Annotated in this window: 21 protein-coding genes and 1 riboswitch; of the genes, 8 read left to right on the top strand and 13 right to left on the bottom strand. The window is 71.5% G+C overall.

Translation table 11 applies throughout. The annotated features are described in order from the left end of the window. Position 1: 1 nt before the first annotated feature. Positions 2–985 (bottom strand): ABC transporter permease, encoded by a 984-nt coding sequence (locus tag AB0C75_RS32090; RefSeq protein ID WP_362895422.1) that lies wholly within the window; start codon positions 983–985, stop codon positions 2–4. Positions 986–1195: 210 nt separating this feature from the next. Between AB0C75_RS32090 and AB0C75_RS32085 the strand changes: the two genes are divergently transcribed. The 5 genes from AB0C75_RS32085 to AB0C75_RS32065 all read left to right on the top strand — a co-directional run bounded on the left by AB0C75_RS32085 (position 1196) and on the right by AB0C75_RS32065 (position 6701). Continuing rightward, on the top strand, positions 1196–1402 hold the full coding sequence (locus tag AB0C75_RS32085; RefSeq protein ID WP_362895420.1) for a hypothetical protein: 207 nt from the start codon (positions 1196–1198) through the stop codon (positions 1400–1402). Between the two features lie 93 nt (positions 1403–1495). Beyond that, positions 1496–1682: riboswitch (cobalamin riboswitch) on the top strand. Positions 1683–1788: 106 nt separating this feature from the next. Further along, entirely contained in the window at positions 1789–3294 is a 1506-nt protein-coding gene (locus AB0C75_RS32080) for an ABC transporter substrate-binding protein (RefSeq protein WP_362895418.1), read from the top strand. Position 3295: 1 nt separating this feature from the next. Continuing rightward, positions 3296–4243: an ABC transporter permease gene (locus AB0C75_RS32075; protein ID WP_362895416.1), complete on the top strand. Its 948-nt coding sequence runs from the start codon at positions 3296–3298 to the stop codon at positions 4241–4243. Continuing rightward, positions 4240–5073: an ABC transporter permease gene (locus AB0C75_RS32070; protein WP_362895415.1), complete on the top strand. Its 834-nt coding sequence runs from the start codon at positions 4240–4242 to the stop codon at positions 5071–5073. Before AB0C75_RS32075 ends, AB0C75_RS32070 begins: the two co-directional genes overlap by 4 nt. Then, positions 5070–6701: an ATP-binding cassette domain-containing protein gene (locus AB0C75_RS32065; protein WP_362895413.1), complete on the top strand. Its 1632-nt coding sequence runs from the start codon at positions 5070–5072 to the stop codon at positions 6699–6701. Before AB0C75_RS32070 ends, AB0C75_RS32065 begins: the two co-directional genes overlap by 4 nt. 60 nt (positions 6702–6761) lie before the next feature. Here AB0C75_RS32065 and AB0C75_RS32060 read toward each other — a convergent pair whose 3' ends face one another. Next, a complete protein-coding gene (locus AB0C75_RS32060) occupies positions 6762–7328 on the bottom strand; it encodes a type 1 glutamine amidotransferase domain-containing protein (RefSeq protein ID WP_362895412.1) in 567 nt (188 codons plus the stop codon). Positions 7329–7372: 44 nt separating this feature from the next. Beyond that, entirely contained in the window at positions 7373–7834 is a 462-nt protein-coding gene (locus tag AB0C75_RS32055; protein WP_362895411.1) for a DUF5709 domain-containing protein, read from the bottom strand. Between the two features lie 151 nt (positions 7835–7985). Here AB0C75_RS32055 and AB0C75_RS32050 point away from each other — a divergent pair, with 151 nt between their 5' ends. Beyond that, positions 7986–8612 carry an alpha-ketoglutarate-dependent dioxygenase AlkB gene (locus tag AB0C75_RS32050; RefSeq protein ID WP_362895409.1) on the top strand — a complete coding sequence of 209 codons (627 nt, stop codon included), beginning with the start codon at positions 7986–7988 and terminating at the stop codon, positions 8610–8612. Positions 8613–8672: 60 nt separating this feature from the next. Then, on the top strand, positions 8673–9890 hold the full coding sequence (lhgO, locus tag AB0C75_RS32045) for an L-2-hydroxyglutarate oxidase (RefSeq protein WP_362895408.1): 1218 nt from the start codon (positions 8673–8675) through the stop codon (positions 9888–9890). A gap of 58 nt (positions 9891–9948) precedes the next feature. Here the strand turns inward: lhgO and AB0C75_RS32040 are convergent, their stop codons facing one another. Genes AB0C75_RS32040 through AB0C75_RS32015 form a run of 6 tightly spaced genes read right to left on the bottom strand, consistent with a single transcriptional unit; the run spans position 9949 to position 17235 of the window. Next, the gene (locus tag AB0C75_RS32040) at positions 9949–12633 is read right to left on the bottom strand and encodes an amino acid adenylation domain-containing protein (RefSeq protein ID WP_362895407.1); all 2685 of its coding nucleotides are present in this window, start codon (positions 12631–12633) and stop codon (positions 9949–9951) included. Continuing rightward, positions 12630–12857, bottom strand: coding sequence for a phosphopantetheine-binding protein (locus AB0C75_RS32035; RefSeq protein ID WP_362895405.1), 228 nt, complete (start codon positions 12855–12857; stop codon positions 12630–12632). The genes AB0C75_RS32040 and AB0C75_RS32035 overlap by 4 nt, the downstream gene beginning before the upstream one ends. A gap of 4 nt (positions 12858–12861) precedes the next feature. Further along, a complete protein-coding gene (locus AB0C75_RS32030; protein WP_362895404.1) occupies positions 12862–13494 on the bottom strand; it encodes an isochorismatase family protein in 633 nt (210 codons plus the stop codon). A 47-nt stretch (positions 13495–13541) separates the two neighbouring features. Further along, on the bottom strand, positions 13542–15188 hold the full coding sequence (locus AB0C75_RS32025; RefSeq protein WP_362895403.1) for an AMP-binding protein: 1647 nt from the start codon (positions 15186–15188) through the stop codon (positions 13542–13544). Beyond that, positions 15185–16387: an isochorismate synthase gene (locus AB0C75_RS32020; RefSeq protein WP_362895402.1), complete on the bottom strand. Its 1203-nt coding sequence runs from the start codon at positions 16385–16387 to the stop codon at positions 15185–15187. Before AB0C75_RS32020 ends, AB0C75_RS32025 begins: the two co-directional genes overlap by 4 nt. A 59-nt stretch (positions 16388–16446) precedes the next feature. Next, positions 16447–17235 carry a 2,3-dihydro-2,3-dihydroxybenzoate dehydrogenase gene (locus AB0C75_RS32015; RefSeq protein ID WP_362895401.1) on the bottom strand — a complete coding sequence of 263 codons (789 nt, stop codon included), beginning with the start codon at positions 17233–17235 and terminating at the stop codon, positions 16447–16449. Between the two features lie 670 nt (positions 17236–17905). On the opposite strand from AB0C75_RS32015, the gene AB0C75_RS32010 reads away from it, so the two are divergent. Beyond that, positions 17906–18106: an FCD domain-containing protein gene (locus AB0C75_RS32010; protein WP_362895399.1), complete on the top strand. Its 201-nt coding sequence runs from the start codon at positions 17906–17908 to the stop codon at positions 18104–18106. A gap of 25 nt (positions 18107–18131) precedes the next feature. Here the strand turns inward: AB0C75_RS32010 and AB0C75_RS32005 are convergent, their stop codons facing one another. The 4 genes from AB0C75_RS32005 to AB0C75_RS31990 form a co-directional block, all read right to left on the bottom strand. Then, a complete protein-coding gene (locus AB0C75_RS32005; protein ID WP_362895398.1) occupies positions 18132–18626 on the bottom strand; it encodes an FBP domain-containing protein in 495 nt (164 codons plus the stop codon). A 50-nt stretch (positions 18627–18676) separates the two neighbouring features. Continuing rightward, on the bottom strand, positions 18677–19189 hold the full coding sequence (locus tag AB0C75_RS32000; RefSeq protein WP_362895396.1) for an NUDIX domain-containing protein: 513 nt from the start codon (positions 19187–19189) through the stop codon (positions 18677–18679). A 67-nt stretch (positions 19190–19256) separates the two neighbouring features. After that, positions 19257–20156, bottom strand: coding sequence for a hypothetical protein (locus tag AB0C75_RS31995; RefSeq protein WP_362895395.1), 900 nt, complete (start codon positions 20154–20156; stop codon positions 19257–19259). Then, a complete protein-coding gene (locus AB0C75_RS31990) occupies positions 20153–21166 on the bottom strand; it encodes an SPFH domain-containing protein (RefSeq protein WP_362895394.1) in 1014 nt (337 codons plus the stop codon). The genes AB0C75_RS31995 and AB0C75_RS31990 overlap by 4 nt, the downstream gene beginning before the upstream one ends. Between the last annotated feature and the right edge of the window lie 132 nt (positions 21167–21298).

The following is a 21298-nucleotide window of genomic DNA, read 5'->3' as shown; positions in this document are numbered from 1 at the left end:
GTCAGCTCACCCTGATCCTGGGGTCGAGGGCCACGACGACGAGGTCGGCCAGGATCGCGCCGATGGCCGTCATGAGGGCACCGAAGGCTGCGACGGCGACGACACCGTGCACGTCGTTCGTGCTGATGGTTTTGGTGAAGTACTCACCCATGCCGTGCCAGGCGAAGACCGTTTCCGTGATCACCGCGCCGGTGAACAGCGCCGGCATCGCGAACGCGACCTGAGTGGCGACGGGAATGATCGACGTCCGTAGCCCGTGCCGGTAGATGGCCTGCTTCCGCGTCAGCCCCTTCGATCGTGCCGTACGGACGTAGTCGGAGTTGATGTGATCCAGCAGCAGCGATCGCTGCAACAGGTGGTATCCGGCGTAGGAGATGAACGTGAGCGAGATCGTGGGCAGGATGGCGTGCATCACTCTGGATCCGAAGACCGGCCAGAACCCGACGACGTCGGGGCTCTGCGCTCCCGCCACCGGCAGCAGAGTGCTGCCCACGGCCTGGTTCAGCGCGATGGCGGCGAGCACCACCCCGAGGGAGGCCACCGCGGAGGGCGTGTTGAAGGAGAGCACGGAGATTCCCTGCCACACCCGGTCGGCGGCCTTGTACTGGCGCGACGCGGTGTAGACGCCCAGCCCGACTCCGATGACGATGGCCAGGACGGTCGAGGCAAGGACCAGTTGCCCGCTGACGAAAATCCGATAGCCGACCTGGTCGTTGACGCTGCCTCCGGTCGGCGAACTGCCCCAGTCGAAGTGAGTCACGATCCGAGTGATCCAGTGCCACCACCGATCCATGATCGGTTTGTCCGGATTGAGGTTGTAAAGCGCCAGCGAGTGGTTGACCTGGGCTGGAGTTCGAGGCGGTCGCAGCGCGGTGTAGTTCGACGCAGGTTTGAGGAAGGCGTTAGCGAGGAAGTACGTGAGATTGGTCGCGATGGCGATCATCAAAAACCAGCCGACTGCTTTGCGGGCGATGTAACGCAGCACTGTGAGTCGGCCTTTCTTGCTATGGGACGTGTCGGCCCGTAGGTCCGGTGAGTGACTGGATCGCTTGGCCGCATTGACCGGGCACCGGGTCGCGATTGCTCGGACAGGACGCGCGGGCTCTCGGGGTCAGAAATTAACTGGAGCGAAACCGTTCGGTGTGGGAGTCTGTGGTGGGGGAGTGACACGCACCGGGCATGGGGCGGCAACCCCGTGACGAAACAGGGCAGTTCAGGGCGGCTGCCCGATTCGGCGGCGCTGCTGCTGACGATTTCAACTGCCCGTGAGCACGTCAAGATTGATCAGGTCGCGATCCGGTCAAGTCGAATTCACATAACGGATATTCTTCGCGTAAGTTTTCAACGTCGCGGTGGACGCGCGTTGAACGGCAAAACCTTCGGCGCCGCAAAAGGCATATAAGGCGCGTAATGCAATCATGATCCGCAGCGTCGCCCTCGGTCGGCCTCGACAGCCACCACGGCGGTGTGAATGGGCCTGGGGCAAGTCCTCGCCATCTCGTGGTTCACAATGAGTGCACGAGGCGACAGGGATCAGGAAGCCGGTGAGAATCCGGCGCGGTCCCGCCACTGTGACCGGGGAGCGGTCCTCCTGTATGTCACTGTCCGCGGCAGCGGACGGGAAGGCGGAGGGGAGCGATGATCCGGGAGCCAGGAGACTGACCTGTCGCCGGTCCAACTGCAGGGGCGAGGACACCCCGGAAAGGATCGGCTGTGACGCTGCATGCCCGGACGGAGTCGGGACACCGGCCACCATCAGGCAATCGCCCGGCACCCGGCAGGCGGAGCGTGCTGGCTGCCGGGGGCGGCCTGGCACTGGCCGCCTCAGGACTGCTCACAGGTTGTGGCGGGGACTCCAAGGACGGTGGAGGCGGCGACCGGTTCCGCGCGGCCTTCACTTCGGGCGGGTCGCAGGAGACCCTCGACCCCCATGTCGCCCCGAACTTCGTCGACCAGGCCCGCGCCAAGGCCCTGTACGACACCCTCGGCACCTACGCGGACGACATGTCCGTCCGCGAACGGCTCGCCGAGTCCTGGCAGAGCGACGCCTCCGGCACCCGGTGGCGTGTACGGCTGCGCAAGGCGGAGTTCCACGACGGGAAACCGGTCACCGCGAAGGACGTCCTTTACAGCTACCGCCGCGCCGCCGACCCCGCCACCGGATCGCCCTCGCAGGTGCTGCTCTCGGCGATCGACTTCGACGCGAGCAAGGCCGACGGCGAGCGGTCCGTCGTCCTCGTGCTGAAGGCGCCGAACTTCGAGTTCCCCACCGTGTTCGCAGGCCCCGGCACCGAGATCGTCCCCGACGGGACGAAGGACTTCCGCGAGCCCATAGGCTCCGGCCCCTTCACTTGTGTGTCGTTCACGCCCGGCGGCACCGCCCGCTACCGGAGCTGGGACGGCCACTGGGACGGCGCCCCGCACATCGCCGAGCTGGAGATCGTCCCCGCGAACGAGGAGTCGGCGCGGCTCAACGCACTGCTGTCGGGCCAGGTCCACTACGCCGCCGACATGGCCGGTGCCTCCGTGGAGCGGCTGAAGAAGAACGGCTCGACGCGCCTGCTGACCGCCCGGCGGGCCACGGCGCAGCAACTGCTGCTGCGTACCGGCCGTAAGCCGTTCGACGACCCGCGGCTGATACGGGCCGTACAGCTCGGGATCGACCGCGAGGCGCTGGTGCGGGTCGCGCTCGCCGGGCACGGCGAGGTGGGCAACGACCTCTTCGGGATGGGCCTGCGCGGCTACCCGGAGGATCTGCGGCCCCGCGAGCGGGACGTCACCGAGGCGCGGAAGCTGGTGAAGGAGGCGGGCGCCGAAGGACTGCGCATCACCGTGGAGACCAGCTCCGTGGATGCCGCGTGGGAGCCGGCCGCCGACCTGATGGCGCGGCAGCTGCACGAGGTCGGTCTTGAGCTGGGCGCCAACACCCGTGCCTCCAGTACGTACTTCAGCGAGATCAGGACGAAGGGCGTCGCCGCCTTCAACACCACCTCCACGCTGCCGGTCTCCGACTTCCTTCAGCAGCGGGTCCGGGGCGGCGCGGCCCGCAACCAGACGCAGTACGCCTCGAAGGAGTTCGACGCCCTGCTCGACCGCGCCCGCACCACCCGCGGGGAGCAGGACCGGCTGGCGCTGCTCACACGCGCCCAGAAGATCGCGCGGGACGGGTCCGGGCTGCTGGTGTGGGCGTTCTCCGACGCCAACGACGCCATCGGGCCATCGGTCACCGGCCTGCGTGCCGCGCCTCCCAACTCGCACGACTGGGCCCGGTTCGACCGGGTCCGCGTCGGCTGACGTGCGGGCCTATCTCGTTCGTCGCTCCCTGCTGGCGGTCCTGCAGTGCCTCGTGGTGCTGGTCGCCGTGTTCGCCGTCGGTTCACTGCTGCCCGGCGACACGGCCGATGTGTTGCGCGGTGAACTCGGCACGCCCGAACAGGTGGCGGCGCTGCGCACACAGCTCGGTCTCGACGAGCCGGCCTGGACCCGCTTCGGGCACTGGCTCGGCCATCTGCTCACCGGTCACTTCGGCAATTCACTGACGACCGGGCTGCCGGTGGGCGACGACATCGGCCACCGCACCGGCGTGACACTGCTGCTCGGTGTGCCCGCCCTTGTGCTGGTCACGGTGCTGGCACCACTGCTGGGTACGGTGTCCGGGCTGCGGGAGGGCAGCCGCGTCGACCGGGTGCTGAACACGGCCGCCGTGGTGCTGCACGCGGTGCCGGAGTTCGTCCTCGGGCTGCTGCTGGTCGCCTCGGTGTCGCTGGCGGCCGGACTGCTGCCGGCCACCGCCATCGGCATGGACACCACCGCCCTGCTGGCGCAGCCGGCCGTACTGGTGCTGCCCGTCACCGTGCTGACGGCCAGGCACCTGTGCGATCTGGCACGGCAGGTACGCGCCGGTGTGGCGGCCGGACGGCACAGCCCCGTCGCCGAGCACCTGCGGCTGCTGGGAATGCGGGAACGGACGGTCGTGCTGCGCCATGTCCTGCCGGGCGCCCTCGGTCCAGCCGCCCAGCAGTTCGCCCGCTGCGTGGAGGGGCTGCTGGGCGGCGCCGTACTGGTGGAGGCGGTGTTCGGATTCCGCGGGCTGGGCAGCGGCTTCGTGGAGGCGGTGCAGAACAGGGACCTGCCCCAGGTGCAGACGTACGCCCTGCTGTTCGCGGGCACCGCCGTCGCGGTGAACCTCGTCGGCGACCTGGTCGCCCACCGGCTGGCACCGCGCCGGGAGGTGACGGCATGACCGTACGGGAGAAGGTCCGGCCCCCGCGTACACGGCTGCCGCGCCGCCCGTGGATCGCGACGGCGCTGCTCGGTGTGCCGGTGCTCGCGGCTCTGCTGGGACCGTGGGTGGCCGGGGACGCGCCGTCCACCGACGGCACCCTGCCCTCGCAGCCGCCCGGCGCGGGACATCCGCTCGGCACGGACGTCCTGGGCCGCGACGTGCTGTGGCTGGTGCTGCACGGAGGCGTCTCGGTGCTGGGCAGCGCCCTGGGCGCGCTGCTGGTCGGTATGTGCGTGGGGGTGCCGCTGGGGCTGCTGGCCGCGGGCCGGCGGCGTGGATTCGACGAGACGGTGATGCGCGGGCTCGATCTGCTGCTCGCGTTTCCCGGTCTGCTGGTGCTCATGACGCTGGCCGCGACGGGGCATCGGGACCGGTACTGGCTGGTGGCGGTCGCCGGGGTCCTCCAGATCCCGGCTGTCGCCCGTCTGGTGCGCGGGGCCGCGCTCGCACCCGCCTCCCGGACGGTCGTCGAGGCGCTGTGGATGCAGGGGCACGGCTGGGCGTACATCCATCTGCGGCACCTGGCACGGGAGTTGGCGGCCCCGCTCGCCACCGACGCGGGCGGCCGGTTCGCCGTGGTGCTCTATCTGCTGGCGTCCGCCAATTTCCTCGGCCTCGGGCTGCCCGCCTCGTCCCCGGACTGGGCGGTGCTCATCGAGCGCAACAGCGACGCCCTGTTCACCCAGCCCGCCGCGGTACTGGTGCCCGCCGGTCTGCTGACGGCGCTGTGCGTCGGCGGCAACCTGCTGGTGGACCGGGCCCTCGCGCGAAGGAGGAGAGGCCGATGACCGGCTCCGCCCGCACGCCGCTGCTGGACATCCCGGAAGTCTCCGCCCACGCCGACGGGACGCGGCGCCCCCTGCTGGACCGGGTCGCGCTGACCGTCGTGGCGGGCGGCGTCACCGCGGTCGTCGGACCGTCGGGCAGCGGGAAGACCACGCTCGGCCTGGCGGTGCTCGGTACCTCGCGCGACGGGGTGCGGCTGACCGGACGCGCCTTGCTCGGGGGTACGGACCTGCTGCTCCTGGAGCCCGCCAGGCGTCCGGCGGCACGGGCCGGCCGGGCCGCGCATCTGCCCCAGCACCCGGAGACGGTGCTGGATCCGGTCCGCAGGGCCGGCGGAGCGCTCACGGAGCTGGCCGCCATCGGGCATCCGGAGCGGGCCGCGCGAAAGCCCGCCGCGCGCCGGGCGCTGGCCCTGGCGGGCCTGGACTGGGGGACCGTACGCCGCCGTTTCCCGCACCAGCTCTCCGGAGGCCAGCAGCAGCGTCTTGCTCTCGCCTCCGCCCTGGTGACGGGGGCCGGGCTGCTGGTGCTGGACGAGCCGACGAGCGGCCTCGACCCGGCGCTCGCGCACGCCCTGGGCCGTACGGTGCGGGCGCTGGCGGACGACGGGGCGGGCGTACTTCTGCTCAGCCATGACCTGCGGCTGGTGCGGGAGACGGCCGACCGGGTCATCGTGCTGGACGACGGCCGTGCCGTGGACGACGGCCCGACGGCGGACGTCCTCGGCACCGGCGTCCCCGTGACCGGCACGACTCCGGAGGGCCGCCACCGGGCCACCAGGGATCTGCTCGCCGCGGAACACGGCGACGGCGGGCGCGAAGCGGCGGGCTCCGACACCGCAGAGCCGGACACCGGCGGTCCGGACACCCCGGTCCCGACGCCGGAGGGCAGTCGCGGGGTCGCCGCCTCGGGCATCGTCGTACGCCGCCGCTCGGGTGACCCGCTCGCCGGGCCTGTGTCGATGGACTTCCCGCCCGGCAGCACAACCGCGCTGCTCGGACCGTCGGGCTCGGGCAAGACGACCTTCGCGCGGGCACTGGCCGGGCTGACCACGCCCTCCAGGGGCGAGGTGCGGTTCGACGGCCGGCCGCTGCCCCGACGGCTCGACCGGCGTACGGCAGCGCTGCGCCGCGTCGTCCAGTACGTGCATCAGAGCAGTGCCGACTCCTTCGAGGAGCACCGCCCGGTCCTCGGACAGGTCGCCGACACGGCACGGCTGCTGCGGGGGCTGGGGGAGAGCGAGGCAGCGGCGGAGGCGATCACGGTCGCCGGCGCGCTGGGACTCGACGAGGAGCTGCTGCACCGGATCCCCGGCAGGCTCTCCGGCGGTCAGCTCCAGCGCTGTGCGCTGGTGCGGGCGCTGACAGCGCGGCCGGCGCTGCTGGTGTGCGACGAGGTGACGTCGGCGCTGGACACCGTCTCCCGGCAGCGCGTTCTGGACGCGCTGCCCCGTCTCCTCGCCCCCGCCCGGTCCGCCCTGCTGTTCATCAGCCATGACCTGCCGGCCGTGCGGGCGCTGACGGATGAGGCCGTGCTGTTCGAGGACGGCCGGTGCACGCGGCGCGGGCCCCTCGACGCGGTGCTGCCCGCACCGCGTGAGGCGGCGGCCCTACGATCGGGCGGCACGTGAACCCGCGTTGTCCGGGCGCCGGCCCGCGCGGTGGCCCGTGCGGCGTGCGTCGGGAAGCCCTCAGGGCCGCGCCGCGAGCGCCGTGCGGATCTCCCCCACGAACGGTTCCAGGTCACCCGGGTTGCGTGAGGTGATCAGGGTCCAGCCACCGGATCCGTCCGTCACGACCGGCTCGTCGGTCCACTCGCCCCCCGCGTTGCGGATGTCGGTCCGCAGCGACGGGTAGGAGGTCAGCCGCTTACCCGTGACGACATCCGCCTCGACCAGGGCCCAGGGGCCGTGACAGATGGCCGCGACGGGGCGGCCGGAGTGCGTGAAGGAACGGACGATCGCGGTGGTGGCGCTCCGGAGCCGGAGGGAGTCGGCGTTGAGCGTGCCGCCCGGGATGAGCAGCAGGTCGTAGTCCGTGGGGTCGGCGTCGTCCAGTGTCAGGTCGGGGCGGACCCTCTTCCCCGGGTCCTTGTCACCGACCAGCGTCACGATGTCGTCCGTCGACTCGGCCGCGACATCGACCTGTGCTCCCGCACCGCGGAGCTGCTCGACGGGCACCACCAGCTCGTCCTGCTCCACGCCGTAGTTGGTGACCACGGCCAGCACCCTGCGTTGCTTCATGTTGTTGTCCGCCATCGGTATCCACCTTTCGGTCGGCCCGGAACACGGGTCCGCGTCGCTCAGGCCTCGTCGTCGTCCTGGATGTGGACCGCCGCCTCCTCGGCGGAGGCCGCGCCCCCGTCGATGCCGACGTCCCGGCCCAGCACCCTGTTGTTGCGTACGGCCCCGGGCTCCTCGTCGGTGACGGCGACGCGTCCGGCGCGCTCGTCTCCCGCGTCGTCCTCCTCGGGACCGTTGTCCTCCGGTCCGTCGGCGGCCCGGTCGGCCGGGAGGGGATCGTCCTCGGGCACCTCCTGCGCGAGGCGCCCGTCGAGGGACTCGCCCTCCCGCTGCTCCTCGCCGGTCGTGCCGTACTTCGACACGCCCAGCGGCTTCTCCGGAGGGGAGTACCCCGTGTCCAGCATGTCGTCGAGGTCGGGTTCGTCGATCACGTTCTCCGGGTCGAGGTCGTCATCGGGCCGGTTGGCCGCGTCAGAACCTTCCGGCTGGTAGACGTCGTCACCGCGTCCTTGTTCCGACATGGGGGCGCTCCTTCCCGTCGGCCCCGGCAGCTTATGACCGATCCCCGGCCGCTGCGACCGGGGCGGGGGAGGGACCCGAGCGGCCGGCGAGGATCGGCGAGTCTCGCGGATATAGGAACGCTTGTTCTAATGCTCGGCTAGACTTGCTTCCATGTCCGTTCATCTCCAGGGTTCACTGTTCGACCAGGCCGACCGCCCGCAGCTGGGTCCGCTCGCCGGGCTGCGCAGGACGGTCCTCGGCGACGGGGCGTGGATCGACCTGCTGCCGGGCTGGCTGAGCGGCGCCGACGACCTCTTCGCCGAGCTCGTGAAGGCGGTGCCGTGGCAGGCCGAGCAGTGGCAGATGTACGACCGTATGGTCGCCGTGCCCCGGCTGCTCGCCCACTACGGCGCCGAGGACACACTTCCGGACCCCGTGCTGCACGAGGCACGTGAATCACTGTCCTGCCACTACGCCGACGAGCTGGGCGAGTCCTTCACCACGGCGGGGCTCTGCTACTACCGTGACGGCCGCGACAGCGTCGCCTGGCACGGCGACCTGTCCGGACGGAGCCGGTACCAGGACACCATGGTGGCGATCCTCTCCCTCGGGGCCCCGCGCGATCTGCTGCTGCGTCCCCGTGGCGGCGGGGACATCGTGCGCCGGCCGCTGGGCCACGGCGACCTGATCGTCATGGGCGGCTCCTGCCAGCGGACCTGGCAGCACGCCATCCCCAAGACCGCGCACGCCAAGGGGCCGCGGATCAGCGTCCAGTACCGCCCCCGCGGAGTGCACTGACCCGACGCGCGGCGGCCGTGTCCCGAGGAGGCTGCTACACAGCAGGAAAGGAGGATGCCAGTGACGGAAGAGACGATCGGCATCGTCGGCGCGGGCATCGTGGGTCTGGCCACGGGCCGGGAGGTCGCGCTGCGCCGTCCGGGCACACGGGTGGTGGTCCTCGACAAGGAGGACCGGGTCGCGGCCCACCAGAGCGGACACAACTCGGGTGTGGTGCACGCCGGGATCTACTACCCCCCGGGCAGCCTGAAGGCCGACCTGTGCGTACGAGGGGTGTCTCTGCTGCGCGAGTACTGCCAGGAACGGGAGCTGCCGTACCAGGAGATCGGCAAACTCGTCGTCGCCGTGCGCGAGGACGAACTGGGCCGCATGGAGAGCCTCCACGAGCGGGCCAGGAACAATCACGTGCCCGACCTGCGGAAGATCTCCAAGGAGGAGATCAGGGAGATCGAGCCCAGCGCCGGCGGTGTCGCGGCACTCCACTCGCCCCGCACGGCGATCACCGACTACCCGGCCGTCGCCCGGCAGTTCGCCGCGGACATCGTGTCCTCGGGCGGCGAGGTGAAGCTCGGCTTCCCGGTGTCCTCCCTCACGGACGTTCCCGACGGCGTCGAGGTGGCCTCGGGCGACGAGCGGATCCGGGTCGACCGGCTGATCCTGTGCGCGGGGCTCCAGTCGGACTCCGTCGCCGGTCTGGCCAAGGACACGAAGGAGCCCAGGATCGTCCCCTTCCGGGGTGAGTACATGCTCCTCAAACCGGACAGGGCCGGCCTCGTGCATGGCCTGATCTACCCCGTGCCCGATCCGCGCTACCCCTTTCTCGGGGTGCACTTCACGCCCCGGGTCGACGGGTCGGTGGAAGTCGGCCCGAACGCGGTCCTGGCACTCGCCAAGGAGGGCTACAGGCTCTCCGACGTGTCCGTGGGAGACCTCGCCCGGCTCGCCGCCTACCCGGGCGTCTGGAAGATGGCCGCACAGCACTGGAGAACGGGCATCAAGGAGTACCGCGGCTCCCTCTCCACCCGGGCCTTCATGAAGGCCGCCGGCGACTACGTGCCCGGCTTGGGCACCGCGGACGTGGTCCGGGGAGGGGCCGGTGTACGGGCCCAGGCCCTCGATCCCGACGGTTCGCTCGTGGACGACTTCCGCATCCACCGGATGGGCCGCGTCACCGCCGTACGCAACGCCCCCTCGCCGGCCGCGACCGCCTCCATGGCCATCGCCGAGTACATCTGCGACGCCGTGTTCGCGAGAGCCGCCCGGCCTCGCGCCACCTGACCGGGTCTCACGTCTGACCGGGTGAGAGGCATCTAAGGTGACCCTTAGTTGTTCTCCCTCATCGTTCGGAGTCCCCTCTCGTGAACACGCCGGTGCCGCTCTCGCCGAGCTCGATGGGCTGCCCGCGCAGCTTGACCTGGTCGTCGGTGCGGCCGAGGTGGACGACCTCGCCCTGATCCGTCCAGCGCGCCAGGTCGCCCGTCCGGTACATGCGCTCCGCCTGCCGGCCGAACGGGTCCGCGACGAAACGGGACGCCGTCAGCTCCGGGCGGTTCAGATACCGGTCGGCCAGCTGGCGCCCCGCCAGGTAGAGCTCGCCGGGTACCCCCGGCGGGCAGGGCCGCAACGCCGCGTCGAGCACGTACAGGCGGGTGTTCCACACGGGCCGGCCGATCGGCACGGGCCCGGACGCGTCCGTCGCACAGGGGTGGAAGGTGACATCGACGGCCGCCTCCGTGGGGCCGTACAGATTGTGCAGCTCGACACCGGGCAGCGCGCGTGCGAAGGCGTCGGCCGTCTCCCTGGACAGGGCCTCACCGCTGGAGAAGACCCTCCTCAGCCCTCCGCACCCGTCCGCCCCGGATCCCGCCAGGAAGACCTGGAGCATCGACGGCACGAAGTGGCAGGTGGTGACGGACTGTTCGCGGATCAGCCGGGCCAGGTAGGCCGGGTCCTTGTGGCCGCCGGGTTCGGCGATCACGAGGACCGCGCCCTGGCGCAGCGGCCAGAAGAACTCCCACACCGACACGTCGAACGCCGCCGGCGTCTTCTGGAGCACCCGGTCGTCCGACGCGAGCCCGTGGAGGCTCTGCATCCAGCGCAGCCGGTTGTCGATCGCCGCGTGCGACACGACGACGCCCTTGGGACGGCCGGTCGAGTCCGAGGTGTAGATGACGTACGCCGGATGAGAAGGGGTGAGAGGGCGCGACGGGTTCACCCAGAGGTACTCCGAGACGTCGAGGCCGTCCAGGACGACCAGCGGCGTGCCGGTGTCCTCGGGGAGCCGTCCCGCCCGGTCGGTCACCGCGCACACAGGCGCCGCGTCCCGCAGCATGTACGCGAGCCGCTGCTCCGGGTAGTCCGGGTCCAGCGGCAGATACGCGGCCCCCGCCTTCAACACGGCGAGCAGGGACACCACGAGCTCCACCGAGCGCGGCACCGAGACCGCCACCACCGCACCGGGCCGCGCGCCCAGTGTCCGCAGATGCCGGGCCAGCCGGTTGGTGCGGGTGTTCAGCTCGTCGTAGGTGAGCGAGGTGTCGCCGAACACCAGGGCCGTCGCATCAGGGGTGCGCGCGGCGCGCGACTCGATCGGACCGATCAGTGTGGTGGGCGGCAGGGTGCGGGCGGTGTCGTTGAACGTGTCGAGGACCAGTTCGAGTTCGGCCTCCGTCGCGATTCCGTGCGCGGCCGTCGGAACGTGGGGATCGGCCCGGCTCAGCCGCTCGACCAGCTCCAGGAAGCGCTGCTGATGGGCGGCCAGCTCCTCGGCGCCGTACAGCGCCGGATTGCCGTCGTGGTCGATGCGCAGACCCCGGCCGTCGGACCGGTCGTAGATGTTCAGCGTCAGGTCGTCGACCGGTCCCGCGGACAGATTCCTGGCCCGCGCGGGGGCGCCCGCGAAGTCCACGTCGTAGTCGAAGGACATGACATTGACGAGGGGCCCGACAAGACCGCGGCTCTCCCCGAGCAGCCGCAGGTCGCGACGTATGTCCTCGTAACGGAACCGCTGGTGGTGACGGACCTCGCGGATGCCGAGCACCACCTGGCGGACCAGCTCGGCGAAGGTGGCGTCGGGGGAGACCTCCAACCGCAGCGGAAGCACGTTCATGAGCATGCCGGGCACCCGCAGCGAGACGGATCCCATCCGTCCCGTCATCGGCAGCCCGAGCACGACCTCGGGGCGGCCGGTCGCCCGCGAGGTGTACAGGGCCTGAGCGGCGATCAGGACGTCGGGCCAGGAGGCACGCAGCCGGTCGGCCAGGTCCCGCACACCCTCGGTGGCCTCGGTGCTCAGATACGCCGTGCGGCGCAGGAACGTCCGGGAGGGCAGCGCCCCGCGTCCCGCGAGCCGGGGCACGTCGGGACGGTCCGCGAACGACTGGTTCCAGTGGGCGCGGTCGGCGGTGAAGGCCTCCGACGACCGGTACGCCGCGTCCTCGTCGACCAGGTCGGCCAGCGTCCCGAACACCCGGGGCCCGGGGTCCTCGCCCCGGGCGAGCGCGGTGTAGACCTCGGCGGTCCGGCGTACGAGGAGCGAGTAGCCGTAGCCGTCCATGACCAGGTGGTGGATCCGCTGGTACCACAGCCACCGCTCCTCGCCCACCCGGAACAGGGCATGCCGGAACAGCGGTCCTGAGGCAAGGTCGAAGGGCTCGGCCAGGTCCGCGCGCATCCACTCCTCGGCCCGTCGGCCCGCGTCGGACGCCTCCCGCAGATCGAACGTCGTCAGGGGAAGCCCGACCGAGGGGAGCACCCGCTGACGCGGGCCGTCGGGGGAGTCGGCGACGGTCACCCGCAGGGCGTCGGCCTCGGCGGTCACACGGCGCAGAGCCGCCGCGAACAGACGCGGGTCGAGCGGCCCGTCGATCTCCAGGCACTCCGCGGTGTTCTGCGCGGGGCTGAGCGGATCGATGGACTGCGCGAACCACATGCCCGCCTGTGCGGCGGTCAGCGGCAGTGCGGAGGACGAGGTGTCAGGGGACGGGCCCGTCTCGTCGGGATCGGTGAGCAGAGCGGTCATGAGGCCTCCAGCAGCGGCGCCCATACATCGATGGAGGGCTGTTCGGGCAGGTCCGCGGAGTCCGCGTCGACAGCGTGGTTCCTGCGCCGGCGCTCCAGCAGCGTCATGATGCGGACCGAGTCCAGACCGTGGTCCAGGAGGTTCTCGTCGACGGGGATGTCCGAGGGGCTCCGACCGAGGATGTCTGCGACGCCGTGGCGGACCGGCTCAAGGGTGAGCGCCACGACGTCAGAGCTCCTTCAGGAGTGCGTCGGTCGAGGTGACGAAGGCGCAGCGGCCCGCGGCCCAGCGCAGCGCCATGTCGTGGTCCTCGCGCGAGAAGTCCGCCACGGCGTCGGCGACCAGGAAGGCCTGGATGTCACGCATCCACGCGTCGCAGGCACTCATGAGCACCCCGATGTGCGCGTACACACCCGTGATCACCAGTTGGTCGCGGCCCGACTCGCGCAGCAGGGAGTCGAGTTCCGTGCGTACGAACGCGCTGTACTTCCATTTCGTCAGGACCGTGTCGCCGTCCGCCGGCGCGACGGCGCCGGGAATCGCCAGCGCCTCGGGGTCGTCGGCCGCTCCGGGCCCCCAGAAGTCGAGCTGGAGACCGCGTTCCTCTGCCGTCTGACCGCCGCGCTGCACCGAGTAGACGACGGGCACACCGAGCCGGCGGTATGCCTCGATGACCCGGGAGGTGTTGTCGAGCATGCCGGTGAGCGGCTGCTCGCCGTACGGGAACGCGCCGAGGAAGTGGTTCTGCAGGTCGTGGACGAGGAGCACGGCCCGCGCGGGGTCGACACTCCAGTCCACGCGGTTCGCGGGCAGTTCGGCCTCGGTGGGCAGGGCGTAGGAAGCGATGGCGGGAAGAGCCATGGGGTGGAACCTTTCGGTGCCGCGCTGGGCGGTACTCGGTGCTGATCTCAGTGAGCGGACTCGGTCCGGCCGGGTACCGCGTCGGAGCGCAGCCCCTTCTTGCTGACCTTGCCGATCCCGGTCTGCGGGAACGCCTCGACGAACTCGACGAGGTCGGGGATCTTGTACGCGGCGACACCGCGTTCACGCACAAGACGTTTGATCGCGGGTGGCTTGAGCGGCTCGGCCCCCTCGCGAAGGATGACGTAGGCCAGGGTGCGTTCCCCCAGATACGGGTCGGCCACCCCCACGACGGAGACGTCGTGGACCGAGGGATGACCGAGGATGATGTTCTCGATCTCCTCCGGCGCGACCTTCTCACCGCCCCGGTTGATCTGGTCCTTGGCACGCCCCTCGACGATCAGGTGGCCCGTCGGGGTGCGGCGCACGATGTCACCCGTGCGGTAGAAGCCGTCGTGCGTGAACGACTTCTTGTTGTGCTCGGGTGCCCGCCAGTAGCCGCGGATGGTGTACGGGCCACGGGTCAGCAGATGCCCGAAGTCCCCGTCCGGTACGTCCTCGTCGCTGTCGTCGACGACACGGACCTCGTCGTCCTCGGAGATCGGCCTGCCCTGTGTGGTGACGACGGTCTCGGGGTCGTCGTCCAGGCGCGTGTAGTTGACGAGCCCCTCGGCCATGCCGAAGACCTGCATCAGCCGGCATCCGAGCGCAGGCTCCAGTCGGCGGGCCGCCGCCTCGCTGTACTTGGCCCCGCCGACGAGGATCAGGTCCAGGCTGGAGAGATCGTGCGCCGAGCCGGGCGCGGCCTCCGTCCAGATCAGCGCCAGGGGCGGCACCATCCCGGTCATCGTGACGCCTTCGCGCTCCACGAGCGGGAACGCCGTCGCCGGATCGGGGGCGGGGCACAGGACCACGGTCCCTCCCGCGTACAGCGTGCCGAGCCAGCCCGGGGAGCTCATCGGGAAGTTGTGCGCGGCGGGGAGCACGACCAGATAGCGGGTGTCACCGTCGACGCCGCAGATCTCGTTGGATCCGCGCAGCGAGTAGATGTAGTCGTCGTGCGTACGCGGGATGAGTTTGGGGACGCCCGTCGTACCGCCCGACAGCTGGAGGAAGGCCAGATCGTACGGCTGGGGCTCGTATCCGGCTCCTGTCGGCACGCACGGCACATCGGACAGGGCGGTGTGCTCGCCGGGCGAACCGACGACGAAGACGTGCTTCAGGCTCGGCGTACGCTCCTTGACCTTCGACGCGAGCGCGAGATGGTCGAAACCGGCGTGCCGGTCGGGAACCACGTAGGCGACGGCCTCGGTGAACGAGCAGAAGTACTCGATCTCCGTCTCGCGGTGCGCGGGGAGCGCGTAGACCGGCAGGGCGCCGATCCGGAAGAGCGCGAAGACGACCTCGATGAACTCGGCGATGTTCGGGAGCTGTACGACGACCCGGTCGCCGGGGCCGATGCCGCGCGCCGCGAACCCGGCGGCCAGCCGAGAGGCGCGCTCGTCCAGTTCCCCGTACGTCCACGTGCGTCGTCCGGAGGCCGGATCGACCACAGCGACGCGGTCCGGGTGCGCGGCGGCGCGCTCGCGCAGCACACCGCCGAAGGTCTCACCGCGCCAGTGGCCGGCCGAGCGGTAGCGCTCGGCGAACTCGGCTGGCCAGAGCGGGGCGTCGGGTGTGTCGACCGCGGTCACAGGGCGGCTCCCACGGCGCTCAGGAAGGTGCGGAATTTTGCCCCGGTCTCCGCCGTCTCGGCGTCGGGTGAGGACTCGGCGACCACACCCGCTCCGGCGAACAGCCGCAGGGTGCGGCCCTCGGCCTCGGCGCAGCGGATCGTCACGACCCAGTCGCCGTCGCCGTTCGCGTTCTGCCAGCCGACCATGCCGGTGTACGCGCCGCGGTCGAAGGGCTCCGAGTCCGCGATGACCTGCCGGGCCACATCGGTCGGCGTGCCGCAGACCGCCGGGGTGGGGTGCAGGGCCGACGCCAGGTCGAGTGCGGTGGAGGAGGAGGGGTCGCGCAGCTCCCCGGTCAGGGTGGTGGACAGGTGCCACATGGCGGCGGTCCGGACGAGGGTGGGGCGATCGGGCACCTCCAGACGCGAGCAGAAGGGCGCGAGCGCCTCACGGATGGCGTCGACGACGACCGCGTGCTCGTGGAGGTCCTTCGGCGAGTCCAGCAGCGCTGCCGCTCTGCGGACGTCCTCAGCCAGATCGCCGCTGCGCTGCGCCGAACCTGCCAGCGGATTGGCGACGAGCCTGCCGCCCCGGCGGGCCACGAGGAGCTCGGGGCTCGCACCCACGAGCGTGCGGCCGGGGCCGCTGGGGACGGCGAAGGTGTAACCGTCCGGGTCACGGCGCGCCAGGCGGCTCAGCATCCCGGGCAGGTCGAGGTCGCGTGCCGAGGTCAGCTCCAGGGTGCGGGCCAGGACGACCTTGTCGAACTCACCGGCGCGCATCCGCTCGACGGCGGCGGCGACCGCGGCGGAGTACTCCTTCGCGGCCGGCACCTCACGTATCTGCCAGGTGTCGTCCTGAGCTGCCCGCGGGTCGTGCGTCGCGATGAGCGGGTCCGCGCGCAGGGCGCTCGCCCAGCGGACGGTCTCCGGGACGGCGAGAGCGGCCACCCCGCCGGGCGCGAACGGCACGGAGCCCACGACGACGGGTGCGGGGTCGCCCCCGCGCCGGGCGTCGTCCAGGACCTCCCGCACGCGCAGGGCGAGCGGCCGTGCGTCGTGCGCCACCAGCGCCGCGGTGCCGGAGCCGAGCAGGGTGTGCCGGGGCGTCGCGAGGAAGCGGTCGGTGCCGGGCCGGTAGGCCTCCAGCAGAGTCGTCGCCTCACCCGGGGAGTCGAGCGGGGGAGGGGCGGTGGGGACGCGCAGAGATGCAGACATGGGTGGTCTCCAGTGGGAGGGCTAGAGCGCCGGGGGGTGACAGGGGGTGGGGGTGGGAATCAGGCCCGCAGGGTGGCACCGCCGTCGACGTACAGGTCGTGCATGGTGATGTGGCGGGCACGGTCGGACACCAGGAAGGCGACGGCGTCGGCGATGTCCGATGCGTCGGCGATACGGCCGAGCGGGATCCCGGTGCGGTATGTCGCGGGGTCCCCCTCGACGACACGGCGGGCGGCGGCTTCCTCGTCCCCCGCCGCCCACATGCCGCGCTGCATGTCGGTCAGGGTCGAGCCGGGGGACACGGTGTTGCACCGCACCCCGTCGGCGGCCACTTCGAGACCGAGACACTTGGTGAACATCACGGCCGCGGCCTTGGACGCCGCGTAGGCCGCCATCTCCGTGCGGGGAATGCCGGCCGCGTTGGAGGCCACGGTGACGATGCTGCCCGAACCGCGCCCGGCCATCCGGCGGGAGACGGACCGCGACACATGGAACACGCCGTTGGTGTTGACGGCGAAGGTGGCCGCCCACTCCTCGTCGGAGAGGTCCGCGACCCGCGAACCACGGAGAATTCCGGCCACGTTGACGGCGATGTCCAGCGGGCCGAGCGTGTCCTCCGTCCGCGCCACGAGGTCCTCGACGGCCGAGGGGTCCGTGACGTCGAGCGTGCGCGCGGTCACCAGGCCGTCGTAGGTCTTCTCCAGGGCCGCGATGCCGTCGGCCGCCAGATCGGTGGCGAGGACGCGGGCACCACGGTCTGCGAGTGCCCGCACGACGGCCTCGCCTATGCCGCGTCCCGCGCCCGTCACGAGGGCGAGCCGGCCGGAGAGTTCCTGTTCGGTGCTCATGCGGTCGCCTCCCGGACGCGGGCCGTTGCCGACGTGACGGGACGTGAGGTCCCGCGGGACGAGGGGGGCGAATACGGCGCCATGGCCAGGGTTCTCCGTTTACATCGACGAATCCCGTTCCGGCGGGGCGCTCAGGGCATAGGTCTGCCCGTCACCCGCCAGAACCGGACGAGTGCATTTAGGTTAGGCTAACCTTAGGTCGATAGCGCAAGAGGGTCGGCCAAGATCAGCCGGATCTCGCCCATCCAAAACTCCCCCACCACGGTGGCGCTCAACCCCCCGGGCTGTTACGGGACTTCGATGCCGCGGCAGTTACCCATGAAATTGTTCACAATATGACTGACGAGAAAGTCCCGGGCGCGGTCGCGGTGACGCGGGGGTGTCCCGACGATGCGCGGAAGGCGGAGGGGTGACGTCGAATCAGGCCACCGGCAGGACAGGCCGGAGAGCGGTCTCCAGTGGCATCAGGGAGGCGCTCGTCGCGGGCGACATGGTGCCCGGACAGCCGCATCGGACGAGGTGCGCCTGGAGCTCAAGGGCATCGGGGCGGCTATGGGCCGGGCGGTGGAGGACGGTGACCCGGACGCCTGCTCGGTGCTGAACCGCAGGCTGCAACGAGTGCCTCGGTGGCGTCAGCGACCAGAAGGTCGCCCAGGCGCTGCTGGAGCGGATGAACGGCCAGATGGTGCGCTACCAGATCCGTCTCGCGCTGCGCCCCGGTCGTCCGGCGCGGTCCCTGCCGCAACACCTGGCGATCATCGACGCGGTCGTCGCCGGTGACCCCGACGCGGCGGAGGCGGCGGCGCTGGCGCATGTCGAGAGCGTCATCGAGGCTCTGCGGGAGACCCCCACGCCGGTCCGCCTCGGCTGACCGGGCGGGTCCCCTGGATCCGCTCTCAGGCCGAGAGCCGGTCCAGGAACGCGGCGAGCTTCCCCTGTGTCCGCTCGATCTGCTGCTCGACGGTCAGCGACTCCTCGAAGCGTCCGCCGGGGGCGGGCTTCTTCCTGCCGCGTACGTACAGCGAGCAGTCGAGGTCGGTGCAGAGGTGGATGCCCACGGAGTTGCCGTCCCGGCCCGCCTGCCCCCGCTTCCGGGCCGTCATCAGCGAGACCCCGCTGCCCGGGTGTGTGGTCAGGCAGACCGAGCACATGCTGCGGTGCAGGAAGCCGCGCTGCTGGGACGGGAAGCGGAGCGTGACGCCGGTGAGCTCGCCGTGCAGCTCGGTGACGATGTAGCTCCGGTCCGGCGCCGAGAGGTCGCGCCAGCCAAGGAAGTCCAGATCGTCCCAGCGGCGCTCGTCGAGGTCGCGGGGCAGCGGCAGGCGCTTCGCCTCCCCTTTGGAACAGTTGATGAACGACGCTCGGATGTCCTGCTCGTTGAGGGCTCTCACGTCTTCGACGCTAACGCTGCCTATGAGCCCTAGGCAAATGTTTAATTGTTCTAGGGTCCTTCCGTGGTCTCCCGGCCCTCTGGCGCGATCCGCAGGTGATGGGCCGGCGGGTGCGTGATGCCCAGATCCGGGCGCCAGACGGCCAGGATCTGCGCGGAGGGGTCGAACAGGGGGCCCGGCAGCGCCTCGGGGGCGGTCCACCGCCATGCGCTGATGAGATGCGGTTCGGTGACCCGGGCCTCCGCCGAGTCCGCCCTCACCTGTGCGCCCATGCTGATCCGGTTGATGCCGGCCACCACGTCGTGCACCATCGCGAAGACGGTCACCGCGTCCACGGGCACCCGCAGGCCGGTCTCCTCGCGCAGTTCGCGGGCGGCGGCCGCAGCGACGGACTCGTGCGTCGGGTCGACCTTGCCGCCGGGGAGCTCCCAGGTGCCGCCGTGGTGCCGGCCCAGCAGGATCCTGCCCTCCGGATCCAGCACGATGACGCCCACCCCGAGGGAGGCCTGGGCGAGCGGCGGACGGGCGTTCCGGGGAGGGACGTTCACGGAATCCGTTGTCATGTGCTGCACTGCTCCCGGTGGTCGGAGGCGGGTTCCACTGAGTACCCCGTCATCCTCACACGCGTGGTCACACCACCAGATCGAGCGTGGTGTCGGCGATGCCGAGGCGTACCGACTGACCCCACGTCAGCTCCAGTGCGTCGGACTCCATCCCGTCGCCGAACACCACCATCCGGTCCGACTCGACGGTGAGCCTGAGGCCGTCCCGGCGCCCCAGTTCGCCCGCGACCAGTGAGGTTCCGGTGGCCGGTGAGGGCCAGGCCTCGCGCACGAACCAGATCAGCCGCGGATCGGAGGGGGCCGGCAGCCGCAGGGTGCTGCCGCGCTCGCGCCAGAGGGACCGCAGCCAGCCGGTGGCGCCCGTACCGGTGCCGACCAGGACGCCCGAAGAGGCCTGCGGTTCGCCGGCGGAAGGGTCGCCGTCGGGGCCGATGCGGTAGCGGGCGGTCTGGTGACCGGGCGGTCCGAGGTAGATCTCGTTGAGGGCCAGGAGCCGCTGTGTGTCGTCGGCGACGGCCTCGGTCATCGTCAGCGCGTCCACCTGTGTGCCGGGTGACACGGCGGCCCGGCACAGCGCCGCCGTGTCACGGGCCCGGTGGCGTACGAGGACTCCGGGGTTGCGCCCCGGCTCCGTGTCGATGCCCACCACCGGCTGACCGGACAGGTACTTCGCGGCGTTGGCGACCAGGCCGTCCTGCCCGACCACGACGATCACGTCCTCCGGCCCGAACAGGAAGCGGTCGAGATCCGCCCGCTCCACCCGGCTTCTGCGCCACCGCAGCGGCAGGGCGGCGGCCACCTCGGTGAGCGCCTGTCTGTCGAGCCGGTGGCGCTCGGCCACCTCGTCGAGCGACCGGCCGCGTCCCGCCAGCACGAACGCGGCCTGCCCGTGCGTCCCGTGCCGGGCCAGGAGCTCCTCGTACTCCGTCGTGCGGTGCACCAGGACCGCGCGCGGGGCCAGGCTCACGCCCGCGCCTCGGGCTCCGGCCTGCCGAGCCTGGCGAGCAGGCCGGTCAGGACGTCGGGGGAGAGGGTGAGGCTGTCGATCCGCGGCAGGTTCTCGGCCAGCCGCGTCGCGGCCAGGGCGTGCAGCGTCCCGGGGTCGGCGTCCGCGTGCGCCCGCAGCCAGGCCGCCTGCGCCTCGGCGCGTGCGGCTCCGACATCGCGGGCGGCCTCCGCCTCCGCGCGGGCCAGCCGCACGGTACGGGCGGCCTCGGACGCCGTACGCACCCCGTCGGCCGCCGACTTCTCCTCGGCCTCCCTGCGCGCGTTGGTGCCGCGCTGGTCGACGAGCTGCTCCTCGCGGCGCGCCAGCTCGATCTTGCTGGCGAGCTCGTTCTCGGCGATGGTGCGCTCGCGCTCGACGGCGACCGCCCGGCGCTCGTACACCGACCGGTCGGCCTCCTGCTGGATCTGCTCCCTGGCCGGGGTCCGCAGCGCGCGCTCGACCTCGGCCTCGGGGCGGATGGCGACCACGCGTACGGCGACCACCTCGATGCCGGTGGCGGGCAGCCGGGGCTCTCCGGCGAGACCCGTGGCCACCCGGTCCCGTACGGCGGCCACGCCGTCCACGAGGGCGGTGGCCAGGGGTGTGCGCGCCAGGACGTCCAGGGTGTGCTGCTGCGCGGTCTCGGTGAGCAGGGTGGCGATCTGCTCCAGCGGTGCGCCGCGCCAGATCCCGGTGTCGGGGTCCAGCGAGAAGTCGAGCCGGGCGGAGGCCTCTGCGGGGTCGCTGATCCGGTAGGTGACCGTCGCCTGCACGGTGACGTCCTGGAAGTCGGCCGTACGGGCGTGGAACGCCATCGCCAGCTCGCGGTCGTCGACCGGGACCTCGGAGAGCGCCGCGGTGAGCGAGCGGTACCAGAAGCTCAGTCCTGGCCCGTCGTGCGTGAGCCTGCCGCGCCTCTGGTGGCGGATGTGGGCGGTGGGCGCGGAGCGCAGGTGCCGCCAGCCGAAGCGCCGGGTGATGTCGGCCATCTCGGGACCCCCTTTTTCTCGTCATGGAGACGATAATGGTCCCCGCTGAATATCGTCAAGAGGACGAGAAGGGGGGTGGGGGAGTGGCGGACATGACGCGGCCGGCCGGTGGTCTCCGAGGAGACCACCGGC

This window comes from Streptomyces sp. NPDC048565 (assembly GCF_040650935.1).
GTDB lineage: Bacteria > Actinomycetota > Actinomycetes > Streptomycetales > Streptomycetaceae > Streptomyces.
The sequence above is the reverse complement of the archived record's forward strand: the minus strand, read 5'-3'. Positions and strand labels throughout refer to the sequence as shown.

What these genes read in the sequence shown, in the direction of transcription:
- AB0C75_RS32065 (WP_362895413.1), top strand. Translation starts at nt 5,070, where the DNA reads ATGACCGGCTCCGCCCGCACGCCGCTGCTGGACATCCCGGAAGTCTCC.
- AB0C75_RS32000 (WP_362895396.1), bottom strand. Translation starts at nt 19,189, where the DNA reads ATGACAACGGATTCCGTGAACGTCCCTCCCCGGAACGCCCGTCCGCCG.
- AB0C75_RS32020 (WP_362895402.1), bottom strand. Translation starts at nt 16,387, where the DNA reads ATGTCTGCATCTCTGCGCGTCCCCACCGCCCCTCCCCCGCTCGACTCC.
- AB0C75_RS31990 (WP_362895394.1), bottom strand. Translation starts at nt 21,166, where the DNA reads ATGGCCGACATCACCCGGCGCTTCGGCTGGCGGCACCTGCGCTCCGCG.
- AB0C75_RS32050 (WP_362895409.1), top strand. Translation starts at nt 7,986, where the DNA reads ATGTCCGTTCATCTCCAGGGTTCACTGTTCGACCAGGCCGACCGCCCG.
- AB0C75_RS32040 (WP_362895407.1), bottom strand. Translation starts at nt 12,633, where the DNA reads ATGACCGCTCTGCTCACCGATCCCGACGAGACGGGCCCGTCCCCTGAC.
- AB0C75_RS32070 (WP_362895415.1), top strand. Translation starts at nt 4,240, where the DNA reads ATGACCGTACGGGAGAAGGTCCGGCCCCCGCGTACACGGCTGCCGCGC.
- AB0C75_RS32015 (WP_362895401.1), bottom strand. Translation starts at nt 17,235, where the DNA reads ATGAGCACCGAACAGGAACTCTCCGGCCGGCTCGCCCTCGTGACGGGC.
- AB0C75_RS32030 (WP_362895404.1), bottom strand. Translation starts at nt 13,494, where the DNA reads ATGGCTCTTCCCGCCATCGCTTCCTACGCCCTGCCCACCGAGGCCGAA.
- AB0C75_RS32010 (WP_362895399.1), top strand. Translation starts at nt 17,906, where the DNA reads ATGAACGGCCAGATGGTGCGCTACCAGATCCGTCTCGCGCTGCGCCCC.
- AB0C75_RS32055 (WP_362895411.1), bottom strand. Translation starts at nt 7,834, where the DNA reads ATGTCGGAACAAGGACGCGGTGACGACGTCTACCAGCCGGAAGGTTCT.
- AB0C75_RS32060 (WP_362895412.1), bottom strand. Translation starts at nt 7,328, where the DNA reads ATGGCGGACAACAACATGAAGCAACGCAGGGTGCTGGCCGTGGTCACC.